At 37.1% G+C, this 13,427-nt stretch carries 14 protein-coding genes; 9 read left to right on the forward strand and 5 right to left on the reverse strand.

The window, feature by feature from the left end; all coding sequences use genetic code 11:
• Positions 1-2: 2 nt before the first annotated feature.
• Together AYC65_RS13035 and AYC65_RS13040 are read right to left on the reverse strand one after the other, a co-directional pair.
• The gene (locus tag AYC65_RS13035; protein WP_034868126.1) at positions 3-704 is read right to left on the reverse strand and encodes a LytR/AlgR family response regulator transcription factor; all 702 of its coding nucleotides are present in this window, start codon (positions 702-704) and stop codon (positions 3-5) included.
• The gene (locus AYC65_RS13040) at positions 697-1,758 is read right to left on the reverse strand and encodes a sensor histidine kinase (protein ID WP_034868125.1); all 1,062 of its coding nucleotides are present in this window, start codon (positions 1,756-1,758) and stop codon (positions 697-699) included. The genes AYC65_RS13035 and AYC65_RS13040 overlap by 8 nt, the downstream gene beginning before the upstream one ends.
• Positions 1,759-1,939: 181 nt before the next feature.
• On the opposite strand from AYC65_RS13040, the gene AYC65_RS13045 reads away from it, so the two are divergent.
• The 6 genes from AYC65_RS13045 (at position 1,940) to AYC65_RS13070 (ending at position 6,778) form a co-directional block, all read left to right on the forward strand.
• A complete protein-coding gene (locus tag AYC65_RS13045) occupies positions 1,940-3,049 on the forward strand; it encodes an acyltransferase family protein (protein ID WP_034868124.1) in 1,110 nt (369 codons plus the stop codon).
• A gap of 44 nt (positions 3,050-3,093) precedes the next feature.
• The gene (locus AYC65_RS13050; protein WP_034868123.1) at positions 3,094-3,648 is read left to right on the forward strand and encodes a sigma-70 family RNA polymerase sigma factor; all 555 of its coding nucleotides are present in this window, start codon (positions 3,094-3,096) and stop codon (positions 3,646-3,648) included.
• Positions 3,645-3,926, forward strand: coding sequence for a hypothetical protein (locus AYC65_RS13055; RefSeq protein ID WP_034868122.1), 282 nt, complete (start codon positions 3,645-3,647; stop codon positions 3,924-3,926). The genes AYC65_RS13050 and AYC65_RS13055 overlap by 4 nt, the downstream gene beginning before the upstream one ends.
• A gap of 79 nt (positions 3,927-4,005) precedes the next feature.
• Entirely contained in the window at positions 4,006-4,461 is a 456-nt protein-coding gene (locus AYC65_RS13060) for a DUF417 family protein (RefSeq protein ID WP_034868121.1), read from the forward strand.
• A complete protein-coding gene (gene msrB, locus AYC65_RS13065) occupies positions 4,458-5,534 on the forward strand; it encodes a peptide-methionine (R)-S-oxide reductase MsrB (RefSeq protein WP_034868120.1) in 1,077 nt (358 codons plus the stop codon). The genes AYC65_RS13060 and msrB overlap by 4 nt, the downstream gene beginning before the upstream one ends.
• 23 nt (positions 5,535-5,557) lie before the next feature.
• Positions 5,558-6,778 carry a spondin domain-containing protein gene (locus AYC65_RS13070; RefSeq protein WP_034868119.1) on the forward strand — a complete coding sequence of 407 codons (1,221 nt, stop codon included), beginning with the start codon at positions 5,558-5,560 and terminating at the stop codon, positions 6,776-6,778.
• A gap of 90 nt (positions 6,779-6,868) precedes the next feature.
• On the opposite strand, the gene AYC65_RS13075 is transcribed toward AYC65_RS13070, so the two are convergent.
• From AYC65_RS13075 to AYC65_RS13080, 3 genes are read right to left on the reverse strand one after another with little or no spacing between them, the layout of a single operon-like run.
• Positions 6,869-9,067 carry a TonB-dependent siderophore receptor gene (locus tag AYC65_RS13075; protein ID WP_034868118.1) on the reverse strand — a complete coding sequence of 733 codons (2,199 nt, stop codon included), beginning with the start codon at positions 9,065-9,067 and terminating at the stop codon, positions 6,869-6,871.
• Positions 9,068-9,098: 31 nt separating this feature from the next.
• Complete coding sequence (locus tag AYC65_RS20940) at positions 9,099-9,269, reverse strand: hypothetical protein (RefSeq protein ID WP_009087625.1); 171 nt, start codon at positions 9,267-9,269, stop codon at positions 9,099-9,101.
• A 4-nt stretch (positions 9,270-9,273) separates the two neighbouring features.
• A complete protein-coding gene (locus AYC65_RS13080) occupies positions 9,274-10,401 on the reverse strand; it encodes a PepSY-associated TM helix domain-containing protein (protein WP_034868117.1) in 1,128 nt (375 codons plus the stop codon).
• 178 nt (positions 10,402-10,579) lie between these two features.
• On the opposite strand from AYC65_RS13080, the gene AYC65_RS13085 reads away from it, so the two are divergent.
• The 3 genes from AYC65_RS13085 to AYC65_RS13095 all read left to right on the forward strand — a co-directional run bounded on the left by AYC65_RS13085 (position 10,580) and on the right by AYC65_RS13095 (position 13,364).
• Positions 10,580-11,287, forward strand: a complete 708-nt coding sequence (locus AYC65_RS13085) for a hypothetical protein (RefSeq protein ID WP_034868162.1) — start codon at positions 10,580-10,582, stop codon at positions 11,285-11,287.
• 328 nt (positions 11,288-11,615) lie between these two features.
• A complete protein-coding gene (locus AYC65_RS13090) occupies positions 11,616-12,116 on the forward strand; it encodes a M15 family metallopeptidase (protein WP_034868116.1) in 501 nt (166 codons plus the stop codon).
• A gap of 207 nt (positions 12,117-12,323) precedes the next feature.
• Entirely contained in the window at positions 12,324-13,364 is a 1,041-nt protein-coding gene (locus tag AYC65_RS13095; protein ID WP_034868115.1) for a patatin-like phospholipase family protein, read from the forward strand.
• Positions 13,365-13,427: the final 63 nt, after the last annotated feature.

Here is a 13,427-nt window from a genome sequence, read left to right on the forward strand (position 1 = left end):
AGTTATCCACGGAGTCCTTTTGAAAAAAAGTTTTGAATAAAATTGTCAAAAGCTTTTTTGTAACTCCTTCCTACCGGAACAGACTGTATACCTAATACAACCTCATCATAACCAAATGCAGTAATATATTCTGTATTAATCATAAAGGATCGGTGAACTCTCAGAAAGCCTTTAGCGGATAAATATATTTCCATTTCTGCCATCGTAGCCTTTGTTATAAATTCTGTTTTATCTTTCAAAAAGACTTTGACATCATTTCCCTGACTTTCCAGATAAAGTATATCTGCCAATATTACTTTTCTTTGTAAGCCTTCAGATTTCAGAATAATAAATTCCGCAACTTCTTCTTTCTGGTCATTTCTTAACACCCGTTCAACAGAGCGAAAAAAGCGTTCAAAAGTTACGGGCTTCAGAATATAATCAACAGCTTCCAATTCAAAGCCTTCTAATGCAAACTCACGGTATGCTGTTGTAAAAATTGTTTTGGGTCCCTGCGATAAGGATTTTAAAAACGCTATCCCATCCAGGTCCGGCATCTGAATATCCAGAAACATAAGATCAACCGTTTGCTCCTGCAATAAGCGGTATGCTTCCATTGCATTTCTTGCAGTTCCGACAATATATAAGTTTTCGATTTTGGAAATATGATTTTCCAAAAGTTTTATCGCCAAAGGCTCATCATCTACTATAATACAATTAATCATGAAAGGCCGGAGTAATCAGTTCTACAATAAATCTGTTCTGCCTGTGCAAAATACTAAATGTAAAATTATTGTTATAATACAATTTCAGCTGCTCTTTTATATTATCCAGACCTATCCCTCTGTTATTAACTTCCATACTTTCAGGACATGTATTTTCAATTCTCAAAACCGATTCTTCCGGAGTTGCTTTTATATCAATATTAATTTCTGCTCCATCCGTCATCTTACCTGCTCCATGCTTAAAAGCATTTTCCACAAGCGAAAGATAAATCAAAGGCGGAATAATATTCGGGCTATTCAGTTGCGTTTGTAAATTCAGTTTAAGTCTTTCATCATATCGCAGCTTCTCTAATTCAATATAATGATTAACTATAGTCAATTCATCGGAAACAGTAACCATCCTCCCCTGGCCTTTGTATAAGATATAATCCAGAATATCCGAAAGACGGCTAATCGATTCAGATGTTTTCTCCGAATCCAACAATGACAATGAATAAATGTTATTCAGAGTATTGAACAAAAAATGGGGATTCAAACGGGATTTTAATGCATGAAGCTCCAGTTCCGCTTTTTCCTTCATCAATTTTTCATGATTTTGTTTTTCATTTCTGTACCTCAGCATAAACGTTACAGAAATAAAAATAAAAGCTCCGGTGATTATGGGAAGTGTATAATGAAAAAGAAGATATTTTAAATCTGTGAAAATACTAACCAGGGTATCCTGTGGATAACTCACAAAAAAAGGTTCAGCAACATATACAATAAACAACCTGTTAATAACAGATATACAATATAACGACAATAACAGATATACTGAAAAAGCAACATACTTTTTGTTATCAAAATACTTCCGGACAAGTATATAATAGATAAAATTTGCTCCTATAATCTGAAAAATCCAATGGCAAAAATCATAGATAATCATTTCCTGTAAATCGGGATTATCGTGTTCACCATAGTTTCTGGCGGTAACAAGCAGAAATAAAGCAATCCAGAAGAATATCTGAAAATATACAGTCTGCCTTACAGAATTTCCGGATAACGGTTTTATCATGCTCAAAATTAAAAATTCTGTTTCTACAATCAGCACTCCGGTGATAAAATCTGATCAATCAGGGGCGAACAACATCAATAAAGTGTCAAACGATTTCTAGAGTTATCCACATTTAGATTAATGTCGTCTGTCTGTACCAACAAAATCCTGTCTGTTATTTTCAAAACTTTGCCGGAAAACAATGAAGACATCATCTGAAAGATTAAACGGATTAGACCATCTGAGAGCATTAGCTATTGTATTAGTACTTATGTATCATTACCGAGCTTTTAGCCATCCTGATTGGATAGATACTATTGGCAGATTTGGCTGGATAGGTGTGGATTTATTTTTTGTACTGAGCGGCTTTCTTATATCCGGCCAGTTATTCAATAACATCAAAGTTTTCCACAATATCCATTTGAAATCATTTTACATTAAACGTTTTTTCAGGATTATTCCGCCTTATGCTTTTACCTTGCTTCTATATTTCTGTATTCCTGTCTTCCGGGAAAGAGAAGCATTATCCCCATTATGGAAATTCATCACCTTTACCCAAAATTACGGACTGGACGTTATTAACAAAGGAACGTTTTCGCATGCGTGGTCTTTGTGCATCGAGGAACAATTTTACTTAGTACTGCCTTTTTCACTTTTGCTTTTAATAAAAACCAAAACACTTTCGTGGATAAAATGGCTTACTCCGTTTCTTATTATCATTTCTATATTCTTTCGTTTTACAGCATGGAATGAATACATTATTCCAAATATCAATTCCGATCGTTTTTGGCTGGAGTGGTATATGAAGATCTATTATCCTACCTATACCCGACTGGATAGCCTGGCTATTGGTGTGCTTATCGGTTATTTGTTTCAAAATTCATCTGTATTCAAAAATTTCATTCACCTCAACGGAAACAGACTTTTCTTTGGTGGGGTAATTCTTCTATGCCTTTCGCTTTGGCTGTGCAACGATCAGACATCTGTGCAGGCATCTATTTTCGGGTTTACTGCTGTCGCTATAAGTTTTGGTTTTATTGTACTATCAGCAGTTTCAGAGTCATCATTTCTGTCCCGCTCTTATTCGTGGATAACTTACCAGCTAGCCAGCTTATCTTATGCAATTTACCTTTCCCACAAAAGTGTTATCCACATTATCCAATTATCTCTTAAGGATAGCCAAATTTCTGCTTCAGGAGTGCTTATGCTTTTAATCTGTTTAGCTACCAGCATTCTGACCGGACTTTTTTACCGTTATGCTATTGAAAAGCCCGCATCACGGATTAAAAATAAAATTCTGAATAAATCATAGCAGGCTCCGTTCTAATTTTGCTAATTTAGACCCCTGTAATATCAATGCACGCAACAAAACAACTTGAAGAATGGATAGATTTGTATGGTCAAAAACTTTTTGACCGTGCCTTTTACCTACTGTCCAGCCGGGAAGATGCAGAAGATATCGTACAGGAAGTTTATGTGGCCGCTTATTCCGCAATGGATAACTTTCAGGAGAAAAGTTCTCCGATTACATGGCTGATGGGAATTCTGCAACATAAGGTGACTGACCTTTACAGGAAAAAGTACAAAGGAAATCCACATGTAAGTCTGGATCATTTTTTTGACAACCACGAATTCTGGAAAGATCCGGACGGAATTCTTAAAAACTGGGATACCAACGATACTTCATTGTTGGATAATGAAGCCTTCAATGCTTATTTGAAAAAATGTCTCGAGGAACTTCCGGACAGATGGCTTACCCTGGTGAAACTCACTTATCTTCAGGAAAAAAAATCAACAGAAATTTGTCAGGAAACCAATATTTCCACGACTAATTATTGGAAAATATTACAACGCAGCCGACTCCAGCTTCGGGAATGCCTACAATTTAACTGGTTCGGAAAAGGAAAATGAGCATTTTAAAGAAAATATTACATGTTCTGATACTGCCTTGCAGTAAAGCTACTTTTTTAATTGAAAAAAGGATGCATTCTCCATTGTCATTTTCTGAAAAGACTCAGCTGAATGCCCACCTGATTTTATGCAAGTGGTGTATGGCCTATGAGAAAAAAGCACAGTTCCTGCATCAGGCACTTCAGAATATGATCAGAAAAAAAGAGCCCGAAGTATCAATTTACAACATTGATAATAAACAACTTAAAGAAGAAGTTCTAAAAAAAATAAAAAAATAATTATTTTTTACTGTCAGGATTTTGTTTACCTGCCGACTATAGTTCCAAAAGGAATATAAACAGCAAAAACAAAACTGATATGTTTACTAAAGAACCATCTTTATCAAGCCGTAATTTTTTAATTGGTTATTACATTTCGCTCTATGGAGTCGCCATCGTCCTTTTATGGATAGGAATTTTCAAATTTACACCTACCGAAGCAGCAGCTATTAAGCCATTGGTAGAAAATCATCCGCTAATGGGATGGTTGTATAATATACTCAGTATCCGGGGTGTATCCAACCTCATCGGTATTGTTGAAATTTTTACCGCATTGGCTATTGTACTTGCGCCTTATATTCATTTTCTAAGAATTGGTGCTTCCATTGGAATACTCATCACTTTTATCACTACTATCAGTTTTCTTTTTACCACTCCGGGGACCTGGAGAATCGTGGACGGAATTCCGGTAACTGACTTTTTTATCCTGAAAGATCTTGTCTCTTTAGGATTCGGACTTATGATTTTACAATTCCCAAAAAACATAACAAAATGAAAAAAATAGCAATAGGTTGCCTGACCCTTATAACAGGACTTATATTTCTGATTAGCTGGAAACAGAACAAACCTTCCACCGAAAAAGCAATGATTGTTGATCCGCGGGCACCTTCCGCTGAAATCTATTTTGCCGGAGGTTGCTTTTGGGGAACCGAGCACTTCTTCAAACAGGTAAGAGGTGTAACCGCTACAGAAGTAGGTTATGCAAACGGAAACATTAAAAATCCTGATTACAAAACCGTTTCTTCTGATGCTACAGGTTTTGCCGAAACTGTTAAAGTTATTTACAATCCGGATATCATTAATCTGGATCTGTTGATAGAATTATACTTTAAAACAATAGATCCTACCAGCATGAACCAACAAGGAAATGATATGGGAACACGCTACAGAACCGGTATCTATTACAGTGGTAAAAACGACTTATCCACAATCCGGTCAGAGGTGGACAAACTGTCAAAAGCCTACAAAAAACCAGTTGTTGTCGAAGTAAAGCCTTTGAAAAATTTTTATAAAGCTGAAGATTATCATCAGGATTATCTTGGAAAAAATCCCGGTGGCTACTGCCATATAGAACCTGGATTGTTTGAAATGGCAAGAAAGGCCAATCCGCCTCACACTTACCAAAAACCGGATGACAAAACACTTCGTAAGAAACTAACTGCACAGCAGTATGAGGTAACCCAGCAAAATGCAACGGAAAGGCCTTTTGAAAACCAATATTATAATGAATTCCGGGAAGGAATATATGTTGACATTACTACCGGAGAACCTTTATTTGTTTCTACTGATAAATATGAATCCGGTTGTGGCTGGCCGAGCTTCTCCCGTCCGATAAGCGAGGCTCTTGTTCAGGAAAAAACAGATAATTCCCACGGAATGCAGCGTACCGAAGTAAGAAGCAAAACCGGAAATGCACACCTGGGCCATGTCTTCAATGACGGACCACAGGATAAAGGCGGACTGAGATACTGTATCAACAGTGCATCATTAAAATTCATCCCGAAAAATGAAATGGAAAAACAAGGGTATGGAAAATACCTTTCATTAATAAAACCCATAAAAAAATAAGCACAAACAAAAAACAACACGCTATGAAAAAAGTATTTCTTTCTGCTATTCTAATGGCAGGTACAGCGGGAGTATTATCATCCTGCAACGACAGCACCAACGACATGACACCTCAACCACAACAGGGTACATTCACAGTGGAAAATGTGGTACAGAACAAGGACTTTGTACAGAGTGGAGCCTTTCAGGGAACAGGAAGTGCAACAGTACAATTACCTGTTGTACTACCGGGACAAAGCATCAGCTTTAAATTCAATGCCGGAAAAGGCCAGCGGCTGATGTTTGCAACGATGTACGGTGCTTCTAAAGACTGGTTCTTTGCACCTGAAAACCCCGGAATAAAACTGTATAACGATAACGGAACTCCTATAACCGGGGATATTTCTGCACAGATCAAGCTTTGGGACAATGGCAGCAAAGATAACACGACCGGAAATCCTGAATCGAATCCTATTGCTATGGTTCCGAATGTTGATGCCTCCAAGCTGATGAAACTAAGTCTGACTTATGATGATGCAGCCTCTGAATTTACACTTAGTATTACCAATACTTCAGGAGGTACTATGAATGAAACGCCTTTTTCTCCCGGTGTATGGGCTGTGTCCAATATATTAGGCGGAAAATTATTAAATGAAATGCCATTCTATAAGGCCGGAGAAAAATCTAATCCTGAAATTACGGCTATTGCGGAAAGCGGAAACAATGCATCTCTTAGTACTAAAACAAAAAACAATACCGGAATTATTACAGGGCTTTCCCCTGTATTGGTTGTCGTTTACAAAGGAGATACAAACCCTATATACCAGGTTGGAGCAAAGGATATGGGAATGGGACTAAAAGATATTGCCCAGAAAGGTGATGCTGCAAAACTAAAAGATGCATTAACAAAACCAGGAGTCAGCGTTTATGTCTTGGGTAGTGCCCCTATAGCACCTGGTGCAAAAGTATCGGCTAATATTACCACTACTCTCGGCGACAAGATTGCATATGTTACCATGTTTGGCTATTCCAACGATTGGTTTTATGCCAATGAAAGCGAAGTTACAGCAAATACAAAAGGTGATCTAACGGCTAAAACAGCATTGTTTGATGACGGAACCGGAGTCGATCAATATCCGGGTGCGGGAAATAAACAAGCTTTATTTGGCGGAACACCTGCCCCCGAGGATAAAAATATCTCCAAAGTAGGGAACAATTATCCTGTACCACAGGTTTCTTCAGTGCTGAAAGTAACTTATCAATAATATATACTAAAAGATAAAAAAATCCGGCTGCTTAAAGCAGCCGGATTTTTGATATTATAATTATTATTCTTCCGAACCGGATGGTTGTTCTTAGAATTTATAAGTAATACTTCCCAATACATTTGCCAGCTTCTGTGGGTTGGCTGTAGTATAGCCAATCCAGTAATGCTCATTGGTAAAGTTATCCACTTTCACCCCTATTCTGAATTTCTTGGTATCATAGTATGCATTAGCATTCATCACAAAATACTTAGGCAATATAAAACTTCCTTGCGCGGTATTCACAATTTTGTTATCACTTGCATAATTTCCACCAATTCCAAATCCTAAGCCTTTAAACTGACCATCTACAAACTGATAGCTTGCATTGAAGTTTGCTAACCAAGGCGAAGATGCTGTCTCGGGTCTGAAACCAGCATTTTCTCCGCTTGTAAAGCTCATGTCATTGTAACTAACTCCAGCTATTAATGAAAAACCTTTAACCAGGTATGCATTAATTTCCGCTTCAAATCCACGGCTTGTTAATTTCCCGGCCTGATTCTGAACTGCCTGCCCCCCCACAGTCAATTCTCTGGTGGTCATTAGTGTATTTTTAACTTTAATATCGTAATAGCTTAATGTTGCTGTTATTTTCCCTTTTAACAGATTAGCTTTTAACCCTCCTTCAAACTGATTTGCTTTCTCAGGATCAGAAAGAGCAACATCTCCTGCCTTATTGTAAACATAATATCCATTACTTTTGAAACTATTCTGATAATTTCCGAATACAGAAAACTGATCTTTTATAACTTCATACACCAATCCGAACTTCGGTGACCATGCAGATTGTGAATAGGCTGCAACAGCGGCCTGCCCTCTTTTACCGCCATTGAATTGGTTGCTTTCATAGCGAACAGATGCTAAAACATTAAGCCCATCTACCGGTGTCAATACATTGGAGATATAACCGCTGTATGTATTGAGAACTCCAGAAGATGGCCATGTATTATTTGCATTAAAATCATAGCCTGGCCTATTTCTTAGTTCATCATATTTTGCCCCAAGCGTTTTATCATTCAGTGTAGAATAATCTCCTCCTCTGAAAGGAACCCAATCGACAACTCCTATAAATGCGAACATCTGGTTATCATTTGTTCTCATATAATCAAAACCTGCCACTGCACGGTTTCTCATACTGCCAAATTTATAATCGAAATTAAAATTCTGCTGAATCTGGAAGAATTTTTTTGTACTATTAATTGTAGACTGATCTGCTCTAACGACACCAAGTTCTGTATCTGTAGCAACTCCTGTTGCTGTAGCTTTAGGCGCAATATAGAAATACGGATTAAACCCGTCTGAATAAGAATAAGAATTACTAATATTGGTAGATGACCGGATATAATCGTTAATCTTCACATTCACCTGCCCAAATAAATTTCTTACTCTGGCGGTCGTATAAAGACCAGAACCCATATAAGAATTTTTATAATCCAATCCCAGTTTTTCCACATCTTTCATGTTTTTCCCCAAAGAAGGAGAAAGATAGAAGAACACCTGTTCCGGAGCGGCTCTGGTTTCAAAACCTTCATATTCCAAATTAATATCCAGAACATCATTTATTTTATAACGAAGTGAAGGTGTAAAAGCAAAATAGGTATTTCTGGCATTTTTGTTCTGAAATGTTCCTTCTGTTGTGTAGGCTGTATTTACACGGAACATCAGTCTTTTATCTTTTGTCAGCGGTGTATTTACATCTGCCTGTGCTCTGTAATAATTATAACTGCCCCCAATTAATGAAACCCTTCCTTCTAATGTTTCAAAAGGTCTCTTTGTAACCCTGTTTACTACCCCTCCATAAGAGGTTACATTACTTCCGTATAAAGTTGCAGAAGGACCTTTTAAAACTTCTGCTTTTTCTAAATTTATGGCGTCCATAGACGTAGTAACCGGTCCAACCAAACCATTTCTCATAGAATTAGAAGAAATAAATCCTCTGAGGTTAATGTATGCACCTCCATCTCCTGCTCTGTTATTGGCACTCCACATTCTTTGTACTCCGGTCACATTTCTAAGGGCATCATCAACTGTATAAATCAACTGATTATCCAGTACGACTTTATCTATTGAAGAATAAACCTGTGGATTTTCAATAGATTTCAGTGGCATTTTATTTACATAATCACTGTCTTTTTTGATATAGGAATTGATGATTACCTCATCAATTTTCTTTGCATTTATAGTATCTTTTTCTTGTGCATAAGCAAGAACACCAGATAACAGAACTGCATTCAACAACACTTTTTTCATAATAAGCTCAGATTTTTATAATAGTTATTTCTTAAGATTTTTTATAGTAATGTTTCATGATAATAAGGACAGGAATGATCAAGGCGGTACAAGCGAGTACATCCCAAATTCCTTTTCCAATAAGAGCTGATATAAGCCCGTAAAGAGAAAGCACAGCCAATAAAACAGGCATTCCCCAGAGTCTGAATATTTTCTTATTCATGATTTTAGTTTTTAGAAAGATTTTTCCAATGCTTTTTCTCAGATTTTCTGCGGGCAATCCACAAGTAAACACCTGTAATCAGTACAACAATGGTCAGAAAATCGAAAACACCCCAGATTATTTTCAATGTCATTCCCCCATAATTACCAAAATGTAATGGCTGAGAAAGAAATAATGTATTCACATACCAGGGCATTACACGCGAATCTGTGACATCACCTGATTTTGCATCAATCAGTACCGGCATCAGTAATCTGGAAGTTACTTCCGTGTTGCCTTTCATAAATACGGCATAGTGGTGTTTGCTGGTAAACAGAGTACCTGGATAAGCGACAATACTGACCTTCATATCCGGAACTGTTTTTTCTGCACTCTTTACAGCCGCCTGCAATGAGCTTAGCGTGCCTGTATAAGGTTTTTCATTTTTATAAGGAGCTGTCATTTCTGCTAACTGCCCTTGCTGCCAAAGTCCTACAATTACATCGGACATTGCATTAATTACTCCGGTTATTCCTACGACCAGCATCCAGGCCATTACAACAATTCCCAGCAGGTTATGAGTATCCAGCCATTTCAGTCTCTTGGATTTAGCCTTACGTACCATTCCAAAATCAAAATTCTTCATAATAGGTCCGTACAGGACAATACCCGATATAATGGAAATCACAAACAACATTCCCATAAGCCCCAGAAACAATTTGCCGGGAATTCCTGCAAAAAGATCCACATGAAGATGTCGAATCACACTCATAACACCCTCGTCTTTAGGCTGTCCCAGAACTTCTCCGGTGTATTCATTCAGGATCAAAAACTTACTTTGTTCAGGTGGTGAGTCCTGACTTTTTACTACGTCGAATAATACCTGATTTGGATGATCATTCTGATCCCAAAATGCATAACGTGCATGTTCTCCGGGATATTTAGCTTCAGCAATTTTTGCCAGTTTATCCAGATTTATCTTCTGAGTTCCGGGTGGAATAACAGCATCTTTGTGCTCTGTTATATATTCATCGATCTCTTCATGGAATATAAGAGGTAGACCCGTTATACAAAGTAACAGGAGGAATAATGTGCAAATTAAACTGGTCCATTTGTGCCATTTGAACCAGCGCTTTGCCGTTTTAAGCTTCATCAAGATTTTTTTGCAAATTTATTATTTTAAATTATTCTAAATTAATACACATGTTTAAAATCATGTTTTTTATTCAAATAAATAATACAATACTTTTCACTTAATTGTGATATTACCTGATTATTGTAACATTTCATCAATGGTTACGTCCTATTATAAAATTTCAAATCATAATATCATGACCGAAAAATCTTTAAAAAGAAAGCTTAATTTTCTAACCACTTATGTAATAATAAGTTCGTTGGCATTTATCATTTTTATCCTGTCAGGCTTCAGAGATAAAGAGAAAAAGGAAAGTTTCGACGAACTCACTGTAAAAAAGATAAATGTTGTGGGCGAAAAAGGAGATTTACGAATGGTGATTAGCAATGAACACAGACAGCATCCGGGAATTGTGAATGGTGAGAAACTACCGGACAGAGAGCGGTCTTCAGGTATAATTTTCTTTAATTCTTCCGGTGATGAATGTGGAGGTCTGGTCTATGACGGAAATGAAAAAGATGCCGGATTGGTTCTTTCTGTGGATAAATTCAGGGATGATCAGATTATGCAGCTGCAGTATATGGAAAACACCCAAAATTATGATCGGAAATATGGATTACAGATCTGGGATTATCCAAAAGAAAAGACTTTCAATGAAAGAATGAGAAGATTTAAAGAACTGGACAAACTAAAGAATAAAGAAGAGCAGCAGCAAGCTGTAAAGAAAATGAAAATGGATAGCCTCCTAATGGAAGACCGTCTTTTTATCGGCAAAAATTTCAATAAAGATGTTGGTCTGTTTATAAAAGATCAGAAAGGAAAACCAAGGATAAAAATATATGTTGATAAAAATAATGAGGCCAAAATAGAGCTTCTTGGAGAAGACGGAAAGCCTGTTAAGTAATACAATAATCAACTTTGTCAAGCTAAAATTCTGAAAAATATTTACCGAAGCAAATTTCAGATCAAAACCCATGAAACATTAGAATAAAACCTATTAAAATTAGAGTATATTCTAATTCAGATAAATACTATCTCAGAATGAGTATAATTATTAAATTATTATTCCTCTACACACTTATCAGAAACCATACCTAATCTTGTTCCAAATTAAAATCCCTCTGAATAATTATTCAGAGGGATTTTTTATAAAAAATTGAAGATAAAATATAATGCGTCAAGTTTTGACGCCACCCCCGATTACATTTGCTCCATAACTAATAAATAATAGTATGGACAAGATTACACAAACACACATTGGAAAGCTTCACCCTGTGATAAGGGAAGAAGTAATGCAGATCATCAAAGATTGTGATAAAGCACTAACAGGAAGGGCAAAAATAAGAATCACACAAGGGCTGAGAACTCATGCTGAACAGGCAAAATTATATGCACAAGGCAGAACTACACCGGGACTAAAAGTAACGAATGCAAGACCGGGACAAAGTATCCATAACTACGGTCTGGCTGTGGATATCTGTCTGATTATTGACGGAAAAACAGCAAGCTGGGACATTGCAAAAGACTGGGATGGCGACCGTATAGCCGATTGGCAGGAATGTGTAAAGATATTTAGCCGCTATGGCTGGGAATGGGGTGGCAACTGGAAAACTTTTAAAGATTATCCACATTTTGAAAAGAAAAGCCTCCGTACCAGATACGGTACAATCTCTACTGACTGGAAGGTACTTTCAAAAATGCCTAAAGATAAAACAGGCTATATTCTTATTTAAGTCATCTAATGACAAAGGCACAAATTCCACTCTCACCTGCTCCCAAGATTGAAACTTTATCCTAAGATAAAGACTTAATGCATCGTTGTTGACTTTTCCATTGTGCTTATTTTCTGTAGGCACTTTAACTGGCATTGCATTCAAACTCATGAAACTATATAAGGTTTCATTCACTGATTTTTAGAACAAACATCAAAACAAAACATTATGAAAAAGATTTGTATCCTCTCCCTTGACGGGGGAGGCATAAGGGGAATTATCTCCTGTATTATCCTCAGATATATTGAGGAACAGCTTCAAAAGCAAGACAACTCTCAGAATAAACTGGGTGACTATTTCGATTTGGTTGCCGGCAGCAGTACTGGCGGTCTAATCACTTCGATTATGCTTTATCCGGATGAAAAGCGGAACGCACGATATTCCATACAAAAAGGCTTGGAACTGTATTCGGAAAAAGGAGAAGACATCTTTCAGGTTTCTTTTTTTAAACGGCTTATAAACCCTTTCGGGCTTTTCAATGAAAAAATCTCACAGGAAGCCCTGGAAAAAAATCTCAACGACTTCTTCGGAAAACTGGAATTAAAAGAACTGATAAAACCTTGCCTGATTACAAGTTATGACATCGAAAACAGAAGGGCAAAGCTTTTTAACTCTGCCGATGCAGGCATCAGCACAGATAATTTTCTGGTGAAAGATATCTGCCGTGCTACATCTGCAGCACCTACTTATTTTAGCCCGGCAAGAATTCAGTCACAATATGGACAGAATTTCAGTCTTATCGATGGTGGTGTTTATGCCAACAATCCTGCTTTATGTGCATATGCCGAAGCCCGGAAAATGCCATTCGGACAGATATTTAAAACCGATCAGAAACCCGATTATCCTACAGTAAATGATATGATGATTATTTCCATCGGAACAGGATCTGAAGCTAAATCTTATCCTTACAAAAAAATGGAAAATGCGGGCAAGCTAGCCTGGATAGGTCCTTTGATCGATATTCTACTCTCTGCCAACGCGGAAACTGTAGATTATCAGCTTTCACAAATGTTCCAGACACTGGGAAGCCGCAATCAGAAAAATTACTACCGGATCAATCCATCGTTGAAAAATGCTTCTCCATCTATGGATAATGTGAGAGAAGAAAACATTGAAAATCTTATTCAGGCTGGGTTGGCTTATATCGATGAGAATAAAGAAATGTTGAATCAGATTGTACAGAAACTCATCCGGAATAAAGTGAGCTAATGGTGAATGGTTGTTGGTTATCGGTGAATGGATGTTAGTAAAAGTCTAAAACCTTACTTCCCG

This window comes from Elizabethkingia bruuniana (genome assembly GCF_002024805.1).
GTDB lineage: Bacteria > Bacteroidota > Bacteroidia > Flavobacteriales > Weeksellaceae > Elizabethkingia > Elizabethkingia bruuniana.

Bases quoted from the DNA above. Each gene is read 5' to 3' on its own strand.
- AYC65_RS20940 (WP_009087625.1), bottom strand. From the start codon at position 9,269: ATGAATAAGAAAATATTCAGACTCTGGGGAATGCCTGTTTTATTGGCT.
- msrB (WP_034868120.1), top strand. From the start codon at position 4,458: ATGAAAAAAATAGCAATAGGTTGCCTGACCCTTATAACAGGACTTATA.
- AYC65_RS13070 (WP_034868119.1), top strand. From the start codon at position 5,558: ATGAAAAAAGTATTTCTTTCTGCTATTCTAATGGCAGGTACAGCGGGA.
- AYC65_RS13095 (WP_034868115.1), top strand. From the start codon at position 12,324: ATGAAAAAGATTTGTATCCTCTCCCTTGACGGGGGAGGCATAAGGGGA.
- AYC65_RS13040 (WP_034868125.1), bottom strand. From the start codon at position 1,758: ATGATAAAACCGTTATCCGGAAATTCTGTAAGGCAGACTGTATATTTT.
- AYC65_RS13075 (WP_034868118.1), bottom strand. From the start codon at position 9,067: ATGAAAAAAGTGTTGTTGAATGCAGTTCTGTTATCTGGTGTTCTTGCT.
- AYC65_RS13085 (WP_034868162.1), top strand. From the start codon at position 10,580: ATGACCGAAAAATCTTTAAAAAGAAAGCTTAATTTTCTAACCACTTAT.
- AYC65_RS13055 (WP_034868122.1), top strand. From the start codon at position 3,645: ATGAGCATTTTAAAGAAAATATTACATGTTCTGATACTGCCTTGCAGT.
- AYC65_RS13035 (WP_034868126.1), bottom strand. From the start codon at position 704: ATGATTAATTGTATTATAGTAGATGATGAGCCTTTGGCGATAAAACTT.
- AYC65_RS13050 (WP_034868123.1), top strand. From the start codon at position 3,094: ATGCACGCAACAAAACAACTTGAAGAATGGATAGATTTGTATGGTCAA.
- AYC65_RS13090 (WP_034868116.1), top strand. From the start codon at position 11,616: ATGGACAAGATTACACAAACACACATTGGAAAGCTTCACCCTGTGATA.
- AYC65_RS13060 (WP_034868121.1), top strand. From the start codon at position 4,006: ATGTTTACTAAAGAACCATCTTTATCAAGCCGTAATTTTTTAATTGGT.
- AYC65_RS13045 (WP_034868124.1), top strand. From the start codon at position 1,940: ATGAAGACATCATCTGAAAGATTAAACGGATTAGACCATCTGAGAGCA.
- AYC65_RS13080 (WP_034868117.1), bottom strand. From the start codon at position 10,401: ATGAAGCTTAAAACGGCAAAGCGCTGGTTCAAATGGCACAAATGGACC.